Annotated in this window: 14 protein-coding genes; 7 read left to right on the forward strand and 7 right to left on the reverse strand. The window is 49.3% G+C overall.

Annotated elements, in window-relative coordinates:
* Positions 1-14: 14 nt before the first annotated feature.
* Entirely contained in the window at positions 15-1,907 is a 1,893-nt protein-coding gene (locus tag SU32_RS01805; protein WP_053997620.1) for a DEAD/DEAH box helicase, read from the reverse strand.
* A 263-nt stretch (positions 1,908-2,170) separates the two neighbouring features.
* Between SU32_RS01805 and SU32_RS01810 the strand changes: the two genes are divergently transcribed.
* Entirely contained in the window at positions 2,171-2,611 is a 441-nt protein-coding gene (locus SU32_RS01810; protein WP_053997621.1) for a hypothetical protein, read from the forward strand.
* Here the strand turns inward: SU32_RS01810 and SU32_RS01815 are convergent.
* From SU32_RS01815 to SU32_RS01825, 3 genes are all read right to left on the reverse strand, one after another.
* Positions 2,608-3,894, reverse strand: coding sequence for an NAD(P)/FAD-dependent oxidoreductase (locus SU32_RS01815; protein ID WP_053997816.1), 1,287 nt, complete (start codon positions 3,892-3,894; stop codon positions 2,608-2,610). The genes SU32_RS01810 and SU32_RS01815 overlap by 4 nt on opposite strands.
* A gap of 4 nt (positions 3,895-3,898) precedes the next feature.
* On the reverse strand, positions 3,899-5,350 hold the full coding sequence (locus SU32_RS01820; RefSeq protein ID WP_201454855.1) for a glutamine synthetase family protein: 1,452 nt from the start codon (positions 5,348-5,350) through the stop codon (positions 3,899-3,901).
* 154 nt (positions 5,351-5,504) lie between these two features.
* Entirely contained in the window at positions 5,505-5,753 is a 249-nt protein-coding gene (locus SU32_RS01825) for an SMc00767 family acetate metabolism repressor (RefSeq protein ID WP_053997622.1), read from the reverse strand.
* Between the two features lie 245 nt (positions 5,754-5,998).
* On the opposite strand from SU32_RS01825, the gene SU32_RS01830 reads away from it, so the two are divergent.
* The 6 genes from SU32_RS01830 (at position 5,999) to SU32_RS01855 (ending at position 13,051) form a co-directional block, all read left to right on the forward strand.
* Positions 5,999-7,435, forward strand: coding sequence for a helix-turn-helix domain-containing protein (locus SU32_RS01830; RefSeq protein ID WP_053997623.1), 1,437 nt, complete (start codon positions 5,999-6,001; stop codon positions 7,433-7,435).
* A gap of 67 nt (positions 7,436-7,502) precedes the next feature.
* Positions 7,503-8,897 (forward strand): glutamine synthetase family protein, encoded by a 1,395-nt coding sequence (locus SU32_RS01835; protein ID WP_053997624.1) that lies wholly within the window; start codon positions 7,503-7,505, stop codon positions 8,895-8,897.
* 121 nt (positions 8,898-9,018) lie between these two features.
* Positions 9,019-10,119, forward strand: coding sequence for a polyamine ABC transporter substrate-binding protein (locus SU32_RS01840; RefSeq protein ID WP_053997625.1), 1,101 nt, complete (start codon positions 9,019-9,021; stop codon positions 10,117-10,119).
* Positions 10,120-10,196: 77 nt separating this feature from the next.
* The gene (locus SU32_RS01845) at positions 10,197-11,342 is read left to right on the forward strand and encodes an ABC transporter ATP-binding protein (RefSeq protein ID WP_053997626.1); all 1,146 of its coding nucleotides are present in this window, start codon (positions 10,197-10,199) and stop codon (positions 11,340-11,342) included.
* Positions 11,343-11,345: 3 nt separating this feature from the next.
* The gene (locus SU32_RS01850; RefSeq protein ID WP_053997627.1) at positions 11,346-12,245 is read left to right on the forward strand and encodes an ABC transporter permease; all 900 of its coding nucleotides are present in this window, start codon (positions 11,346-11,348) and stop codon (positions 12,243-12,245) included.
* Positions 12,242-13,051, forward strand: a complete 810-nt coding sequence (locus tag SU32_RS01855; protein ID WP_053997628.1) for an ABC transporter permease — start codon at positions 12,242-12,244, stop codon at positions 13,049-13,051. Before SU32_RS01850 ends, SU32_RS01855 begins: the two co-directional genes overlap by 4 nt.
* 7 nt (positions 13,052-13,058) lie before the next feature.
* Here the strand turns inward: SU32_RS01855 and SU32_RS01860 are convergent, their stop codons facing one another.
* The 3 genes from SU32_RS01860 to SU32_RS01870 form a co-directional block, all read right to left on the reverse strand.
* Positions 13,059-13,277 carry a DUF6460 domain-containing protein gene (locus SU32_RS01860; RefSeq protein ID WP_053997629.1) on the reverse strand — a complete coding sequence of 73 codons (219 nt, stop codon included), beginning with the start codon at positions 13,275-13,277 and terminating at the stop codon, positions 13,059-13,061.
* Between the two features lie 134 nt (positions 13,278-13,411).
* Entirely contained in the window at positions 13,412-15,298 is a 1,887-nt protein-coding gene (locus tag SU32_RS01865) for an AsmA family protein (protein WP_053997630.1), read from the reverse strand.
* Positions 15,299-15,624: 326 nt separating this feature from the next.
* Complete coding sequence (locus tag SU32_RS01870) at positions 15,625-18,969, reverse strand: PAS domain S-box protein (RefSeq protein ID WP_053997631.1); 3,345 nt, start codon at positions 18,967-18,969, stop codon at positions 15,625-15,627.
* Positions 18,970-19,000 lie beyond the last annotated feature (31 nt).

Genomic DNA, 19,000 nt, shown 5'->3' on the forward strand with positions numbered 1-19,000 from the left:
CGTCAACAGCAAATTTAAAATTTAGGCTTCGACCGGCCGGCATTTGACTTGTTTTTTTTCGTCTTGGCACCCTTTGGTTTCTTCTTGGCCCAACCCTCTTTGTTTGGCGGATCGCCCGCAGGCTTGCTGCCTCTTTTTGTTGTGCTGGCTTTGCTTCCAGTAGATTTGTCAAACTTCTGCGACTGTCTTTCGCCGCGTGGTTTGCGGGCTCCAAAACCTTTTTTTGCTGGTTTTGGTGCGCGTTCGCGCTCTTCCGGCTTCAGGAATGTTTCCTGTTTAAATGTGGGTGTTCCGTCGAGCGCTTTGACGATTATGTTTTTTTCCAGCGTATTGTTGGGACCAAGTGACATAAAGAATTTTTCAGCATGATCGCCGTCAAGCTGAACAAAAGTCTCTTCGTTTTGCATTTTGATCTGGCCGATCTGGCGCTTGGTGATGCCGCCGGCATTACAAAGCAGCGGGATGAGCCAGCGTGGCTCCGCATTTTGGCGCCGTCCTACGGAAAGCGAAACCCATTGCACGTTTTCAAATTCATCACGTGCAGGGCGTGGCTCACGGGAGGAACGTTCGCCCCGTTCGCGCGGTGCATCAAATGGAATTTGCTCAATATCTTCCGGTGCGGATTTGTTCGTCTTAATGGTTCTAATAAATGCGGCGGTCAGTTGTTCAGGGGAAAACTGGTCCATAAGGCGGTCTATAAAATCGCGTTCTTCTGCTGCGATAGGATCGTTTAGAACAGGATCAGCCATCAAGCGTTCTTCGTCGCGCGCAAGAACTTCATCGGCGCTTGGCGGGTTTGCCCAAATTGCTTCGACTTTGGCAAAGCGCAAAATACGTTCCGCTTTTTTGCGTCCGCGCGGATCAATCATCAAAACGCTGACGCCTTTATTGCCCGCACGGCCTGTTCGGCCCGAACGGTGCAACAATGTTTCAGGATTGCTCGGCAATTCAGCGTGAACAACAAGATCAAGACCCGGCAGGTCAATCCCGCGCGCGGCAACATCGGTCGCTATACAAACGCGCGCACGGCCATCGCGCATGGCTTGCAACGCATGGGTGCGTTCGTTTTGTGAAAGCTCGCCTGATAAGGCGACAACCGAAAAGCCGCGATTGTTAAACCGTGCCACCAAATGGTTGACGCTGGCGCGCGTGTTACAAAACACGATGGCATTTTTAGCCTCATAGTAGCGAAGCACATTGATAATTGCGTTTTCTTTTTCGCGTGTTGAAACGCTTAAAGCTCGGTACTCAATGTCGCCATGTTGCTTGTCTTCGCCTTTTGCCTCCACACGAACAGCATCGCGCTGGTAGCTTTTCGCCAGCTTTGCAATCATCGCCGGTACCGTTGCCGAGAACATCAATGTACGGCGTTCGGTCGGCATTTCGTCGAGAATAAATTCGAGATCTTCCTTAAAGCCGAGGTCAAGCATCTCGTCAGCTTCATCAAGAACAACCGCACGCATCTGGGAGAGATCAAGCGATTTGCGCATGATATGATCACGCAGGCGTCCCGGCGTTCCAACAACGATATTGGCGCCGCGGCTCAAAGCGCGACGTTCGTCGCGCATGTCCATGCCGCCGACACATGAGCAGATGACGGCGTTTGCATCTTTGTATAGCCATTCAAGTTCGCGCTTAACCTGCAAAGCAAGCTCGCGCGTTGGCGCAACAACAAGCGCATATGGCTCTGCCGCAAACAGAAACTTCTCATCACCTCCAAGCAAGGTAGGTGCAATCGCAATGCCAAAAGCAACAGTTTTTCCCGAACCGGTTTGCGCTGAGACAAGAAGATCTTTTTCGCGAAAGTCAGGGTTCAGAATATCACTTTGAACCTGTGTGAGTGTTTCATAACCACGGTCTGACAGCGCGGTAACAAGCGCCGGTGAGACGCCTTCAAATTTGGACATTGGTGTCTTTCGAATAATGGTGGCGCAAATGAATGATGCAAAGCCATAAGTGTGTGCGTAGGTGTACGCATTTCAGTTGTCGTTCTGTATGCTGAAAGTTGGGAAATGTCGAGTGTTTAGTCTGCGGCTTTGCCGCGCATACACAAACAAGGTGATAGTGGGTCATTTAAAGTTCAGCTTTTGTTGACGTCCAGAAATCGCCGGATTTGCGACACGCTTTGTCCACGTTTCGCAGCTACGTAATTTCAAACAGGAACGACAATATGAAATCTGCCATTATTATCCTCTCTTTGATGGGCTGTGACGACGCGGCTAGGAACTGCGAGTATATTGAGGTGCAAAACAGGCACTTTACTTCAGAGGCTGATTGTCTTCGCGCATCCGAGGATGTTTTCGAGTCACATGCAGGTGCCGACTACCCGATGGTAATGGCAAAATGCGATTTGAAAACACCGGCTACACTCGCGGACCGCTCTTTAATCAATGATGCTGATGCGAACGAATTAGCGCATGAGGTTGCGATTGTTGATCTTTCAGAGGAAGAGGAGAAAGGCTGGTTTCGTGTTGGTGTCCGCGAAGCTGTAACCAAGGTTGCCAAGCCTGTTTCTGATGCAGCCAGCAGTGTTGCATCAAAAAGTCAGGATACAGCCGGTTGGCTGGTCGACCGCGCCTGGGCGGTTGTCGATTATGTGAACCCGTTTTAGATTTTATCCAGCATGGCATACCAAGTCAGTGCAGCCGTGAGCAGTGGTTTTCTAAACTGCCTGCCGCCTGGAAATGCCGGAACTTTCAACTCGCGGAAATAGCGCAGCCGGTCTCGATTGCCGGTAATCGCCTCCGCATAAAGCTTACCGGTAAAATTGGATAGCATGACACCATGGCCGGAATAGCCGCCAATGGCCGTAACGCCTGGCATGACATCACGCACGAAAGGCTCGCGCGGCAATGTAATGCCAACTGATCCGCCCCATGCGTGAGTAATCTCTACATCTTTAAGGGCAGGATATATTTCCTCTATCTGCTTGCGGATATGTTTGGAGATATCGCCGGGATTGTCAGCGGTATAAGCCTCGCGGCCGCCAAAGATCAGGCGCCCGTCTTTGCTTTTGCGAAAATAACGCACCACAAAGCGGCTGTCATCGACGCTCTCTCCACCGCGCAACACATCAGCATCACCAAGGGGTGCAGTCGCCCCGATGAATGAGCGAATTGGCATAATGTGACTTGCTGTTTGCGGCTCAAGTTTTTCAGACCCATAGGCGTTGACGGCAAGCAAAACACGGTCTGCTGTTATCTGTCCCGCCGCAGTCTTAATGATGGTCTTGCCGCTCTCGTGGCGCAGATCGGTAACGGGCGAATTTTCGTGTAATTGTGCGCCATTTTGCGCAGCAACGCGCGCCGTACCGACAACCAGTTTTAGCGGATGAATATGACCGGTTTCACTGTCATAAGTGCCGCCATAATACCGTGATGATCCAAGCCGTTCAGCCGTCTCTGCAGCGTCCATAAAGTGCAAATGTTTATAACCAAAACGCTCGGCCATCGCGATTGGATGTTCTTCATAGTCTTTCACATAGCGCTTTTTATGCGCCACTGACATATGCCCTTTTTGATATTCAATATCGATATTGTTGTCTTCGGCGAATGACAAAAGATGATGTTTTGCTTCTTCGGCTATATCGAAAAGTGCTTTTGCCCGCTCAAAACCCAATGCCTTTTCATGATCTTCCGCATGAGAACGCTGGCCTGTATTAAGTTGTCCGCCATTTCTGCCCGAAGCGCCATCGCCAAACCGATGCGCTTCAAGCAAAATTACCCGAAGCCCCGCTTTAGCCAGATGAACAGCAGCGCCAAGACCGGTAAAACCGCCGCCAATGATCGCAACATCGCAGTTTTCGTTGCCTTTGAAAGCAGGATATTCCGGCCGTTCGCCAACGGTCGCTTCATACCAGGAATAGCCGGGGGAAATTGGGCTTTGATAAGTCATTGCATCAAACATTCATCAAAAGGAACTCGCGCTCCCACGGACTGATAACCTGCATGAAAGTTTCAAACTCACCGCGCTTCACGCCTGCATAATTGGCAATAAATTCACGCCCTAGAATGCTGCCGAGCGCGTCTTCTTCTTCCATCAGCGATACTGCTTCAAGAAGCCCGCGCGGCAAGCTGATTTCACCTTCATTGGCCGTTGCAGCCGTCGGATCGGTTGGCACAAGCCCGTTGACCATGCCTAAATATCCGCAGGCCAACGAGCCGGCCAGTGCTAAATAGGGATTCGCATCAGAGCCGGGCAGGCGGTTTTCGACACGGCGTGCTCTGGCGTCGGATGTCGGTATGCGGAAAGCGGTGGTTCTGTTGTCATACCCCCAGGCTGTGTTGACCGGCGCGGCCATGTCCGGAGCCAGACGGCGATAGGAGTTCACATAAGGGGCAAACATAACCAAGGCGCGCGGGATGTAGTGTTGCATTCCGCCGATAAAGGAGCGGAAAAGTTCGCTTTCGCTGCCGTCGGGATTCGAGAAAATGTTTTCACCGGTTTTACTGTCAATAACCGATTGGTGAATATGCATCGCACTGCCGGCAACGCTTTGAATAGGTTTGGCCATAAAGGTTGCATACATATCATGCTTGAGAGCGGCTTCGCGCAATGTCCGTTTGAACATAAACACCTGATCAGCAAGTGCGAGCGGATCACCGTGGCGCAGGTTGATTTCCAATTGCGACGGACCTTCCTCATGGATCAGTGTATCGATCTCGAGGCCCTGGGCTTCTGAAAAATGATAAATGTCGTCAATCAATTCGTCGAATTCATTGATACCAGCAATAGAATATGCCTGACCGCCTGCAATAGGCCTTCCAGACCGGCCGGTCGGCGGTTGCAGCGGATAGTCGGGGTCTGTGTTCCGCGCCACGAGATAAAACTCGATTTCCGGCGCAACAACCGGTGTCCAGCCCTTTTCCGCATAAGCGGCAATAACATTTTTAAGCACAGTGCGCGGCGTATAACGAACAGCTTCACCGCTCGGGTCAACAAGATCGCAAATGACTGCGCCTGTCGGGTCGCTCTCCCACGGGACCGCGCAGAGCGTTGAAAGATCAGGCATCAACTTCAAATCCCCGTCATTGGGGTCATATCGAAAGTCGCCGCTTTCTTCAGGGTAGTCACCTGAAATCGTTTTGCGGAACAGCGCAGAAGGAAGCGCTAATGCTGTATTGGATGTGAATTTGTTCGTCGGCATCATTTTGCCGCGCGGCACGCCTGCCAAATCAGGCGTTATGCACTCAATATCTTCAATATTGCGGTAGGCCAGCCATTCCGCGGCCTCTTCCCAACTTTTCACACCCAGCGGTGCTTTAATATATTCAGGTACTTGTTTGCGTTTTTGCTTTGTGCCGACAGCTTTTTCTGCGGCATTTTTAATTGCTTTAACGGGCTTAGCCATCAATCACCATTGTTTTGATTTCAGTTGTTTATAACCCGCGTAAAGCCGAGCGCAAACAGAAAGCAATTTATTGGTGAATTTCCATCAAAAAACCTCCCCGTCAGGAGAGGTTTTTGTTTGATAAGACTGGAGATCAAATTTTTTTGGTTGGGTTTTACTTGCCCTGTGTAACGATAACCGGAATAAGCAGATCGCCCCAATTCCCGTCACCGCCATGATGGCGTGCTGAACGCACAAGCTCGACAGATACACCGGCTTCGACTGCCTTCATGACCGACTGGTTTAGGCGGTGAAGGTCATTGGCAACCATACGGATCATAGCCTGTTGATCTGCATCCATTGAGGAAGATTGCTCTTGTGCGCGTTCTTTAACGCCGGTCTTCGGCCGTTCATGGGCATTCATAACGCTTGTCCTTTCAAAAACTGCGTAGTTTGATTTCGTTACTTCGAGGTGCCTCGAAATATATTGTAAACACTTGTCAATGCGACAGCGCTTGTTCCTGAATGTGGAATGGTTTCCGATAAAAAGCACGAAAAATCGTATATTTTTTGGGATTTATCGCGTTGCAATGTGCGCTTTATGACAAAATTAGTCTGTCAATTTGTAAAAAGTGTAAATATAAGGGTGGCATAGCAGAGGCACTTAACATGGCAGAACAAAAGATATTCGCCGGGCCACGAATCCGGCGCATCCGTAACCAGTTGGAACTGACCCAGACCGCTATGGCGCAGGATTTGGATATCTCGCCTTCCTACCTGAACTTAATTGAGCGAAACCAGCGCCCGCTAACGGTGCAGCTGCTGCTCAAGCTCGCATCGGTTTACAAAATTGATATGGAGGCGCTGCAAGGGTCCAATGACACCAGCCTCTCGCAGCTGAAGGAAATTTTTTCTGATCCTCTTCTTGCGGCTGAATTGCCCGGCGATCAGGAGCTTATCGAAATTGCCGAAGTTGCCCCAAATGTATCGGTCGCGGTTCAAAAGCTTTATCGGGCATATAGTGAAAGCCAAACGCGATTGAGCGACTTGTCTGATCTTTTGGCACGAGAAGGGCATGAGACGAGCTTGGCCGCAGCGAGGCTGCCCACCGACGAGGTGCGCGACACGTTGGAAAAAAGGCCGAACCATTTCCCTGCGCTTGAGGGGGAAGCGGAATCTTTTAACAAGCTTTTGCAAGCAGGCGATGATCTGCTTGGAGCCTTGAAAAAATGGTTTACTGCAGAGCATGGCATTGTTGTGAAGATTTTGCCTGTCAAAGCGATGCCCAACTGGCGTCGCCGTTATGACCGGCATACGAACCGCTTGTTCATCTCTGAACGGTTGTCCCCATTTGACCAATTGCGCGAAGTGGCAATGGAAGCATCGCTTGTGCGTATGCAGGTGGCGATTGCCGCAGAAATACAAAAGTTGAAATTATCGTCAGATGAGGCCAAGCGGCTGATGCGGTTCGAAATGGGTCGCTATGCAGCTCACGCATTGATGATGCCGTATGACGCCTTCCTGCAGGCGTGCAAAAAATCAAAATATGATATTGATGTGCTGCGGGCACGGTTCAGTGTTTCTTTTGAGCAGGCCGCGAACCGCATAACGATGCTTGGCCGCAAGGATGCCGCCGGCATCCCTTTCTTTATGAGTGAAGTTGATCAGGCTGGTAATAAGTTCAGGCGTGCCGGCGCAGAAGGCTATCCGCAATCACGGTTTGGTGGTTACTGCCCCAAACTGCCGGTACATGCGTCTTTCTCTCAGCCTGCACAGATTTTGACCGAAGCTGTTGAGATGCCGGATGGTACCCAGTTCATGATTATTGCCCGAACGCTGGAGGGGCCGCAGGGTGCCTTTAATGAACGCACGCGCCGGACAGCAATTTTGCTGGGGTGTGATGTAAAGCACAAAAACGAAGTGATTTATGGCACTGCCCTGCCAGGCGGACTAACAGAAGATGGCGATATGTTGACTGTGCCTATTGGCCCTGCTTGCAGGGTTTGTGAACGCGCAGGTTGTTTGGCCCGCGCTGAAGCGCCCGTCACAAAGCCGCTCGGACTTGACGAAATGGCGGCAGGATTATCGGCATTTGATTTTGTCTGACCCCATTGACAAAGCACGTGCGGCGGCTTCCAATCACATTGGTTTAAATAACAAAATGTGAATCTAATTGAGTAACTTGTCGCCGCGCGAAGAAGCCAGTTTTGACGCCAAAGCTGATATTGAAGAATACAACAATTTCATAAAAGAAAATCCCGACTTGCAGGCCGTCGAATTTTTGATGGTTGATCCCAACGGGGTCATGCGGGGAAAATGGGCACCAGCTGATGCCTTGAGAAAGGCTTTTGAGGAGGGAGTAAACTTTCCCATGTCCATTCATGGTCTGGATATCTGGGGCCGTGAAGTTGAAGAGACAGGCATTCATATAGAGACAGGTGATATGGATGGCTTTTGCCGCGCTGTGCCGGGCACTTTGAGCCGCGTTCCTTGGGCAAGCCGTTCAACGGCGCAAGTGCTGTTGACGACATTTACGCCCGATGGTGAGCCGCTTCGCTATGACTGCCGCAATGCGCTCGCACGTATTACCAAGGCGCTGGCCAAGCGGAACCTCTATCCGGTGGTCGCATTCGAGGTGGAGTTTTATTTTCTTGAACCCAACACAAGCGGCGATGGCATGATGCCGTCACCGGTTGGTGCATCCGCCGGTCCAGACCGTCAACGCATGTATGGTCTGGATGATCTGGAAGAATATGCGGAACTGTTCGATGATATTCGCGCTGCGGCGGATGCACAAAAGGTTCCGATTGATACCATAATAAAAGAGGCTGCGCCCGGACAGTTTGAGGTTAATCTCAAGCATCGCTGTGACCCTTTAAAGGCTGCCGATGATGTTATCATGCTGCGCCGGATTGTGTTCGGGTCTGCGCGCAAACATGGTTTGCAGGCAACCTTTATGGCCAAACCTTTCATTGATTATGCGGGCAACGGCATGCACATCCATGCGTCGGTTCTTGATGGTGACGGCAACAATATTTTCGACGAGGAAAAATTTGACGATGCCGGGAAGAAGCTGGGTGGTGCGATAGCTGAACTTATCCGCACGATGCCGCAAGGATTGTTGATGTTTATCAACACATGGAACGGTTTTCGCCGCATACAGCCAGGCTCATATGCACCGACGCGCGCTGTTTGGGCCGAAAACAACCGGTCCGTGGCGCTGCGTATTCCGGCATCGACGTCAAAGAACCGGCGCCTTGAGCACCGTATAGCCGGGGCGGATGCCAATCCTTATATTGTTTTGTGCGCTTTGCTTCAGGCGATGATGGACGGGCTTGAAAAGCTGGAAACGCCGCCGCCTCAGATTACCGGCAACGCATATGATGACGATAAGTCGGAGTTGTTGCCGGATGATATGGATGAAGCGCTTATCCTGATGCAGCGCGGTGAGTTTGCCGACCGTGCTCTCGGGCCGGAATTGTCACGTATTTACAAACATTTGAAACGAGCGGAAATTCTTGCCTTCTGGGCGGAAATTACACCTTTGGAGCAATCAACCTATCTCTAAAATTTAGGCGCAATGCACAATTCATTTGCATAAATGCCTCTTGTACATGCCTAATTTCCAAAATAGTCTTTTTAACAAGATGGGGACTTTTAGCCTCATAATTACAATTGGGAGAATGAAAATGGTTCGCGTAAAAACGCTTTTGACGTCCGTCGCACTTGTTTCGCTTGCAGCAAGCAGCACAGCCATTGCGCAGGATCGGTCTGTGAATGTGTACAACTGGTCGGATTATATTGACGAAGAAATTCTGGCTGATTTTACAAAAGAAACCGGCATTGAAATCACGTATGACGTGTTTGATTCCAATGAAATTCTGGAAACCAAACTGCTGGCAGGCAAAACAGGATATGATGTTGTTGTGCCAACAGGAACATTCCTCGCGCGTCAAATTCAGGCGGGTGTGTTCCAGAAATTGGACAAATCCAAACTTGATAATTTGAAAAATATGGATCCGGCGATTTCAGAGCGCTTGGAAAAATATGATCCGGGCAACGAATATGCAATCAACTATATGTGGGGCACGACCGGCATCGGCTACAATGTTGATAAAGTGAAAGAAATTCTTGGCGAAGACTATACCGTCGATAGCTGGGACATGATTTTCAACCCTGAAATAGCCGGAAAGCTGAAAGACTGCGGTATCTATATGCTGGATGCGCCAACAGAAATCATTCCGGCGTCACTCAATTATCTCGGCATGGATCCGGATTCCAAAAAGCCGGAGGATATTGAAAAAGCACAAGAGCTTGTTTTGAGCATCCGTCCTAACATCCGCAAATTCCATTCTTCGGAATATATCAATGCGCTTGCCAATGGCGATATCTGTGTTGCTGTTGGCTGGTCGGGTGATGTGCTGCAAGCACGTGACCGTGCTGCTGAAGCCGACGCAGGCGTTACTGTCGAATATGCGATCCCAAAAGAGGGCGCACTGATGTGGTTTGATAATATGGCAATTCCGGCAGATGCCGAAAATGTCGATGAAGCCCATGAATTCTTAAATTATATCATGCGCCCTGATGTGATGGCGAAAGCTTCGAACTATGTCTATTATGCCAATGGTAACGCAGCATCCAAACCAATGCTGGCGGAAGATGTGATTGGCGACCCTGCGATTTATCCAAGCGAGGAAACAGTGCAGCGTCTTTATACAGTCTCACCAAACGACCAGCGTACAGACCGGGTTTACACACGGGCATGGACTAAAGTCGTCACAGGCCAGTAAAACTTATAAAAAGCCTCGAATATAAAATTCGGGGCTTTTCATTTCTTGCCCTTATTTTGCAACCTGATGTGCTGTCTATGAAATCACTTGGCTCTACCAGACGTAGTTTCACCCCTTGGCTCGACAAAGAGACCAAACCGTATATTTCGTTTCAAAATGTGACCAAGAAATTTGGAGATTTTGTCGCCGTCGATAATCTTACGCTTAATATTTATGAGCGTGAGTTTTACTCACTGTTAGGGCCATCAGGATGCGGAAAAACAACCTTGTTGCGTATGCTGGCAGGCTTTGAAGAGCCGACATCGGGCGAAATATTCCTTGATGGGGTCTCGCTTAAAGGTGTGCCGCCCCATAAACGTCCGGTAAATATGATGTTTCAGTCATACGCACTTTTTCCGCATATGAGTGTGCGTGATAATATCGGATTTGGCCTGAAACAGGCAGGCATTGCAAAAGCGCAAATCACCGAGCGTGTTGATGCCATCTTGAAGCTGGTCAAGCTCGAGGAGTTTGCCAAGCGAAAGCCGGATCAGCTTTCCGGCGGTCAGCGGCAACGCGTAGCGCTGGCGCGTTCGGTCGTTTTGCGGCCAAAACTTTTGCTGCTTGATGAACCGCTTGGCGCACTCGATAAAAAACTGCGCGAAGAGACACAATTCGAGCTGATGGATCTGCAGCATGAGCTTGGGCTGACCTTTATGATCGTTACCCACGATCAGGAAGAAGCAATGACGATGTCGGACCGCATTGCGGTTATGGATAAGGGCACAGTTATCCAGACAGGGACACCGGCAGAAATTTATGAAGCACCAAATTCGCGCTATGTCGCCGACTTTATTGGAACAGTGAATACACTGGAAGGTAAAGTGAAAGAAAAGGCTGCCGGCAAAGTCAAGATTGTTGGTAAGGACGGGTTCACCATTGAAGCGGCAACCACTGACCAGTTTGCCTTGAACACGGATGATACGGCATGGTTTTCAATACGTCCGGAGAAGATCAAGGTATCGCGCTCCAAACCCGACAAGCAGACCAATGCTGTTGAAGGCGAGGTCTGGGATATCGGTTATCTGGGCGATATGACACTGTTTAATGTCATGCTCGACAGCGGCACAATCATGCGGGCTTCCGTACTCAATGCAAAGCGCACCGTCGACGATCCGATAGGCTATGAAGACCGCATCTGGCTTTCATTCGAGCCCGATGCAGGCATTGTTCTGGAGCGCTAGAAGATGGGAAATTTTTTCAAAAGAGTAACAATCGGACTTCCCTATCTGTGGCTGTGCTTACTGTTCCTTTTGCCGTTCCTTATCGTCCTGCGCGTATCTTTTTCTGAGCCTGTTCTGGCAATGCCGCCATTTGCGCCTCAGTTTGACCTAAGCGAAGGTTGGCAGGCTTTTACCGATGCGGTGTCGCGGTTCACGCTCTATAATTTTCAATTCGTGCTTGAAGATAGTCTTTATACAAATGCTTATCTATCAAGCTTGCGTATCGCTTTGATATCGACATTCCTGACACTCGTCATCGGCTTTCCCCTTGCCTATGGTATGTCGCGCGCGCCAATGACTATCCGTCCGATGCTGTTGATGCTTGTTATTTTGCCGTTTTGGACAAGCTTTCTCATTCGCGTTTACGCCTGGATTGGTATCCTGAAACCTGAAGGGCTGATGAACCAGTTTTTGATGGGCGCAGGAATTATAAGTACACCCTTGCGCATTTATAATACAGAGATCGCCGTTTATATCGGCATCGTCTACTCATATCTGCCGTTTATGGTTTTGCCGATATATGCAACGCTTGAGAAAATGGACTATTCTTATGTAGAAGCGGCCCGCGATCTGGGTTGCTCCGCCCTTGGTGCCTTTTGGAAGATTACTGCCAGATTGGCTCTACCGGGTGTTCTGGCAGGTTGCTTCCTTGTTTTCATTCCGGCCATTGGTGAATTCGTTATTCCTGAACTCTTGGGTGGTTCGCGAACATTGATGATTGGTAAAACGCTATGGAGCGAGTTCTTCAACAACCGTGACTGGCCTGTGGCCTCAACCGTTGCAATCATTCTACTGGCAATATTGGTCGTTCCGATTGTGCTGTTCCAAAATGCGCAAGCGCGTGCGGCGGAGGCAGGTCGATGAATAGGAATTGGTCCATTTTTAACATCGTCTCTGTCGTTCTCGGATTTGCTTTTCTTTATCTGCCAATTGTATTGCTGATCGTTTATTCGTTTAACGCTTCAAAACTGGTAACTGTTTGGGGCGGGTTTTCGACCCGCTGGTATAGCGAAATGCTATCCAATCAGGGGCTTATGGATGCCGCGTGGGTTACCTTTCGTGTCGGCCTTTTGTCTGCCACGGTGGCAACTGTTTTAGGCACATTGGCAGCATTGGCACTGGTTCGTCATACGCGGTTTCGCGGACGCACATTGTTTACTGGAATGGTTTATGCGCCGCTGGTTATGCCGGAGGTTATTACTGGCCTTTCTCTTTTGCTGCTCTTTGTCTCGGTAGGCTTTGAGCGTGGCTTCTGGACCGTATCTCTCGCCCATATCACATTTTCCATGTGCTTTGTCGCTGTTGTCGTACAATCACGTTTGGTCAGCTATGATATGTCGTTGGAAGAGGCGGCGCAGGATTTGGGATGCACACCGTTTGAGGCGTTTTATAAGGTAACTTTGCCCGTCATATTACCTGCCGTTATTGCAGGCTGGATGCTCGCATTTACATTGTCGCTGGATGATCTGGTCATCGCGAGCTTTACCTCCGGACCAGGTGCAACAACATTGCCTATGAAGATTTTCAGTCAAGTTCGCTTGGGCGTGACCCCTGAAATCAATGCTGTTTGTACAGTGCTGATTGGCTTGGTGGCCACGGGCGTTATTATTGCAAGCCTGATTAACAAGCGCAAAATGGTGCGTGAGGCGCGTATAGATTCCAAAGTGTAGAAGTAGATTAGCCGCGCGGCGGGCGTAACATATACGTTAAAAGCCATAATGGGACGATAATCATCGACCCCAGCATAATGTTCGGCAAAGCCCAACTGAAACCTTTTGCCAGCATGTCGGCAACCTGTTCAGGCGTCATGCCGGCTCTGGCTAAAATTTCCAACGCGGTCACGTCAAAAAATGACAAACCCGCACCGACAACTAACGATGCGAAGCTAATTTTCATGACAATTGCCAGTACATTAAACACTAGAAATAACCCAAAAAGCTTCCGTTGAGTGTTTAGTGTCACCCAAATGCGTAAAAAACGATTAAAGATTGAATAAAAAAATTTACGAAGCCTTCATCATAGCAATTAGCTTAGTCGGAGAGCGCTGATGAATCAGCAGGCAGAAGCGGTGTCGCAAACGCGCGGTCCCAAGAGCCGCCTATGAAAAAACGTTTGGGGTTCTGCGCATCTGTATCGGATTGGGAAGGGGTCGCTATCGCGGTAAGCGCAATGCCGCTGCTTCGATAAGGCGCGACACCTTCGAAATGAACCGTACCTGCCGGATAGGTTGCGACCGTATCGCGTATAGTGACAACGCCGTCTGAGAGTTGTCCTGCAAAATCAAGCGTTTCGAATACATCCTGTTCGTCTTCATCGTCTGACAGTGTAAAAAACTGGCCGGTGTTATCGCTGCTCAAAAGTGTGCTTGCCGCAAAATTTCGTGCGGTACCATTCAGCATTTTGAAGGCAATTTTACCTTCGGTTGTCTGAGCCATTTGACGCCAAGAGGCGATCCCAGACTGGCTGGAAAAAGTGAAATCAGCCTTGCCAAGCGGTACAATTGAAGGCAGCGCGATATTTTCAGTGGCCATTAGGGTATCGATTTGAGTGCCATTCAGCTTTAGCTGCACAATGCCGCCGGAGGACTGTTTGCGTGTAACTTGCAACTGCGATTGAAGGTTGCCGCCAAATAGCTGTACATCGCCAATATCGAAAATCGCTGTTTCATCGCTAATTTGTGCTGTTGCAGCCAGATTGGTAAGCGATACCTGTCCTAGCTTTGCTAATGCAGCGGAAATACGGATATCTGCTCGGATCTGTTCTATCAGATCAAATTCTGGTTCCTGTAAAGAGTTAAGACCGGCATCTGGTATTTTGATGAACACATCGACTAGATCTGTCAGGTTTAGCTCAGAAAAATCAAACGTCCCGGAGACGTGGGGTTTGTCGTTTTTGGGGAAGCTTATTTCCAGCAAACCTTTTCCGAGGTTTTTATCCATCTGAATATCAAGAGCGTCAAAGCGTGCTTTGCGGTTGGAAACTTGCATGCCACCTGCAAATGAAAGTTCCGCAATATTGCCGCTTGGATCAAATCCGGTGTCCAGCCATTCGGCTAATGGTGAAAGTGCCTGCGCTGAAATTTGCACTTTGCCATCGGCAAAAAAGGTTTTTAAGAAACCTATGGAGCCTTCAAAATTAAAATTCCCCAAATCGCTGGTGCCCAGTAGTCGGATCGCGCTTTTGTCACCTGCCAGTAAAGCTAGAGGTCTTTGGGCTTGCCCTTCAATTAAAACAGGTTGCCCGTTATAAACACCGCTTATCTTGGTACTCGCCGCACTATCCAGATCGCTCCAGATAATCGATCCGTTTAATGCTGTTAGTTTGAGCGGTTCTCGACCCTGTTCACCTTCTATGATGATAGTACCCGATGAAAAGGATACAGTGCCCATTCGTGTCGGAAAACTGTCCGGCAATAGATCAATATTTTGTACAGGCGTATCATTAGCAAGATCGCCTTGAGTTTGTTCGCGTGCCGAAAGGGCAGCTTTGGCTTGCTGTGTCGCTGCGCTGATTTTACCTAAAATATCAGGCCAGTTGAACGTACCATCAGCATGTCGTTTTAGAGTCAGTTGAGGGCCATCTAATTTATACGCTGTGAATTTTGGGTTCCGCGACAGGATTGTCAGCAGCGAGATGTCTGCTTCAACGCGGTTTATCGCAAGCGTATTGTCGTCCTGATTGTCTCTGGATGGAACCCGCACATTGGTAATTCTGGCTTTGGGTGAGGGGAACAGGTCAAGCTCTATGCTGCCATCCAAAACGACTTGTCGGCCAACAAAACTGCTCAGTTCACGCTGTACAGCACCGCGCATCAAATCTGACGAAACCAGCCATGGCAGCGCGGCAAACAGACTTCCAGCCGCAATAAGAAGCAGAGCAAGCGTTCCTATAAGTGGAAGTTTCAGTTTTTTCGCCATGACGCCTTGGTATCAAAATTCTTTGATGCGCCATAGCATTTCAATGAGCAGATATGAAATGTGCACCAATTATTGTAAGACATACGGCAAAATGGCGCTGATGCATATGGTTAATGCATATGAGAGCCGTTCGTTCGTGAAATTAACCAGTGTCCTGATTTTTCTGATCTTAAGGGCAGCGTTAACCACCTTTGATAGGTTTTCGTTAAGTGTTGAACCTTAATGCTGCGTTAACAGGATTTGATTGCACACTTTTTATCAAAGTTTCTCGTTGTAACAGCATCTGAACTTATCAAGCGCCGTAACACGGCGCTTTTTTTTGCCATTTAGTCAGCAAGAACCCTTGCAGGCGGGAAGGTAATCTCGATAGATGTGCCCCGTCCTGGTTCTGACGCGATTTCAAACTCTGCACGGTTGGCGTGTACCAGCGCACGTGTCAGCGGCAGGCCGAGTCCAGTGCCATCACTGTGCTCTCTGTCTCTTGTCGAGATTTGCTGGAATGGCTTGAGAGCGGTTTCTATTTCGCGCGATGACATACCAATACCGGTATCCCGGATACGCAATATGACAGAGCCGGCCGCAGTGTAATTGGTGCTAACGACCACTTGTCCGCCTGACTGCGTAAAGCGGATCGCGTTTGAAAGAAGGTTCAGGACGATTTGCTTGACTGATCGCGTATCAGCAACAACTGAAGGCAGCCTACTTTCCAATGATGAGCGAACGATAATGCGGTTACGGTTTGCCTGCGGTTGAATCATCGAAATGGCATCTGCAACAGTCTCGTTCAGAATAACGCTCTCAAATTCCAGTTCCTGTTCGCCGGCTTCAATCTTGGAAATGTCGAGAAGGTCATTGACCATATCAAGGACATGACGTCCGGATTTGTTGATATCGATCAGGTACTCTCTGTAGCGCTCATTTCCGATCGGGCCGAAACGCTCTTCGCTCATGAGTTCGGAAAACCCGATTATTGCATTGAGCGGTGTGCGGATTTCATGGCTGACTTTGGCAAGAAACTCAGATTTGATATTCGAAGCATTTTCGGCTTCTTGTCTGGCTGTCTCCAGCGCCTGCTCTGTTTGCTTCCAGGATGTGATGTCGCGCATCACAGCACAAAAACCATTGGATGTCGGCAGTTTGCCGATTGTCATAAAGACAGGCAGAAACCCGCCATTGCGTTCACGGGCCAGCACTTCCCGGCCTTCATTAAGAAGGCTGGCAACGCTGTAATCTGAAAATCCGTTCAGATAGTCCATCGCGGCGCGTTGGCTCTCAGTAGCAAAGAGTATCGAAAATGATTTACCGGCGACATCATCGTTGGCGTAACCAAACAGAGCGGATGCAGCGCTGTTGATTGACCGAATAGTGCCATCTTGAGCAATGACCACAACACCATCCGTCGCGGTGTCTAAAATTGCCCGCATTTCCGCAACTTCATCAAATGCAGTGCTGCGCAAAGTATCAGAAACACTTTCGACAGAGCTGTCATCGCGTGAAGTTTCTTCGTCTTCGCTATGGATAGGCTCGAACGCGAACATTAAAGCGTTATGTCCAAGCCAAGGCACGATCTGCAAATGTGCACGTGTTGTTATCTCGCGGCCGTCTTCGGCAATTAATTTGATGGTACTTTTCGCAACAGCGCTTTCATCGCCGGAGCTTTCATATCCATCTGCAAACAATGCGGTTAAGCCGAGGTCGTTTAGCTTCTCGACACTTTTAAACCCTGTAATGTTTGAAAAGGCTTCATTACCATAAAGCGCTGTTTCCCCGCGCACGATCAAAAGCGGCAGTGGCAGCGCGTTTAGTTCATCAGGACCAATACCAGCAAGAGGACGCGCGGTTTCATCATCCTGATAACCGGTGTGTTCATGAGACAGCTCGACATCATCTTCAATGTCAGCGCTAATGGGTGCGGCCTCATCATCGCTATCATCGCTATCGTCGCTGTCATCGTTAAATTCGATAAACTCAACTTGCTGCTCAACGCTGTCGGTGCTGCCGACGACAAACGGTTGTAGCTGCTGCAAAGGCAGATCTTCTTCCCGTTCTGGCGCTACAGAAGAATCGTCTTCTCCGACAAGATGATCTTCAATTTCTTCTTTTGGCTCATCTGCTTTTTTGCCAAGAGCTTCGCCAATTTTTTTAAACGCCGCAGCTTCGCCCGCATCAAGACTTTCAATTTTCCTGCGCTCTTTGCGATGCTCGTCTAAAGGAACGATTTTATCGCTTTCCCGACGCATTGGTGTGATGGATGCAGATTGGAAAACCGGTGGTTCACCACCAAATAAATCCTCTTCACCTTGGTCAGATAAGTCGGAATCATTTAATTCTGCAGTGTGATCATCTGCCGGCGCAGGAGTATCTTCTACTTCAGCTTCTGCGACTGGTTCAGGAGCAGTCATTTGATGAAGTGATAGGCCAAGCTGTTCAGGATCATCGACATAGTCGCTCAAGCGAACAATGCCGAAGCCGCGATAGCCTTCGAACTCGCGGTTACGGTTGTAGTAAGGCAAAGCGGCCAAATCGACCGGTACGCGCACTGTCGTTGACTGCACTGGCCATAGGACCGTTTTGCCGGACCATGTGTCGCGCCGCGCCATGGACGCTTCAATTTCGCCGGCGTTATCAAGTTCGAATACTTTGGCAACGTCCTTCATCGTGCGACCGACAATATCGGCGGCATTGTTGCCAACAGCGCCGCTAAATTCTTCAGAGACTTCTGTAAAACATCCATCAATGTCGGTCTTCCAGACAAAGCGCACAGGACGGCGGTTAAAATCGGCTTTAAACTCTTCAGGTTTTGCTTCTGCTGCCGCAATAACCGGCTCAAAGCTGGTGATGTTTTTACCGTCATCATTGTCGTCAGAAGTTGGTGCCTCTTCAAAGGCAAATTCATCATCGTCGTCATGATCGACAAGCGGCGGCGCAGAATCAATGACTTGCATTTTTGGCGTCACAGTATCTGACGAAGTATTTTTTGCCTCTTTTGTTTGCAAGGGTGCCGTCTGTTCAATCTCGGTTTCCATGGCAACCAACAGATTACGCACGGGCTCTTCACTCAAGCGCCCGATTCCCACGGCAATTTTTGTTTTGCCTTCACCGCGCAGCACAAGCCGTTTAACCAAGCGATCTTCTTCGGTGTGTACTTCATCCGTTAACGCGTGAAGTTCCGGCTGCGGGATATCAAGCGAATTAAAAAACGAACCGCTAACGAGAATATCCCCATCTTCACCCAGCATCGCAGCGCCTGCGCCGTCTTCTTCAAGGCCGGCAATAGCGTCATATAAAAGTGTGTTCTGATCAGCGCTGTTTTGACGGTCAAATGTCAAAAGCGCTACATCTTCGTCCGCGCCGTCAATGGAAATAAAGTGCAATTGCGCATGGTGCGCATCGCTGCGCATACCCACAGTAATTCTAAGCAACACAGGTTGCGGCGTGCGCGGTTTACGTGCAGCAGCTGATTTTAGTTGGCGAAGGGTTGTATTAAATGACGCAATACCGGCGACTAAAAACTCGCCAATCGCCTCATAGCCGAACATTTTTGCGGCTGTTCCATTGGCCCAAATGATTTGGTCTACAGACTGGTCAAATATTATTGCAGCTTTGCCGTTAAGCATTGTTTCGCGCACCGCATCCTGCACGGCGATGTCAATGAATGGAATCTGTGACATGTCTTTACTCATTAGCGGTAATCTTGACCTG

It is taken from the genome of Ahrensia marina, from assembly GCF_001293565.1.
GTDB classification, from domain to species: domain Bacteria; phylum Pseudomonadota; class Alphaproteobacteria; order Rhizobiales; family Rhizobiaceae; genus Ahrensia; species Ahrensia marina.

Excerpts from the sequence above, each read along its gene's own strand:
- SU32_RS01805 (WP_053997620.1), bottom strand. The coding sequence starts at position 1,907 with ATGTCCAAATTTGAAGGCGTCTCACCGGCGCTTGTTACCGCGCTGTCA.
- SU32_RS01810 (WP_053997621.1), top strand. The coding sequence starts at position 2,171 with ATGAAATCTGCCATTATTATCCTCTCTTTGATGGGCTGTGACGACGCG.
- SU32_RS01815 (WP_053997816.1), bottom strand. The coding sequence starts at position 3,894 with ATGACTTATCAAAGCCCAATTTCCCCCGGCTATTCCTGGTATGAAGCG.
- SU32_RS01820 (WP_201454855.1), bottom strand. The coding sequence starts at position 5,350 with ATGGCTAAGCCCGTTAAAGCAATTAAAAATGCCGCAGAAAAAGCTGTC.
- SU32_RS01825 (WP_053997622.1), bottom strand. The coding sequence starts at position 5,753 with ATGAATGCCCATGAACGGCCGAAGACCGGCGTTAAAGAACGCGCACAA.
- SU32_RS01830 (WP_053997623.1), top strand. The coding sequence starts at position 5,999 with ATGGCAGAACAAAAGATATTCGCCGGGCCACGAATCCGGCGCATCCGT.
- SU32_RS01840 (WP_053997625.1), top strand. The coding sequence starts at position 9,019 with ATGGTTCGCGTAAAAACGCTTTTGACGTCCGTCGCACTTGTTTCGCTT.
- SU32_RS01845 (WP_053997626.1), top strand. The coding sequence starts at position 10,197 with ATGAAATCACTTGGCTCTACCAGACGTAGTTTCACCCCTTGGCTCGAC.
- SU32_RS01850 (WP_053997627.1), top strand. The coding sequence starts at position 11,346 with ATGGGAAATTTTTTCAAAAGAGTAACAATCGGACTTCCCTATCTGTGG.
- SU32_RS01855 (WP_053997628.1), top strand. The coding sequence starts at position 12,242 with ATGAATAGGAATTGGTCCATTTTTAACATCGTCTCTGTCGTTCTCGGA.
- SU32_RS01860 (WP_053997629.1), bottom strand. The coding sequence starts at position 13,277 with ATGAAAATTAGCTTCGCATCGTTAGTTGTCGGTGCGGGTTTGTCATTT.
- SU32_RS01865 (WP_053997630.1), bottom strand. The coding sequence starts at position 15,298 with ATGGCGAAAAAACTGAAACTTCCACTTATAGGAACGCTTGCTCTGCTT.
- SU32_RS01870 (WP_053997631.1), bottom strand. The coding sequence starts at position 18,969 with ATGTCACAGATTCCATTCATTGACATCGCCGTGCAGGATGCGGTGCGC.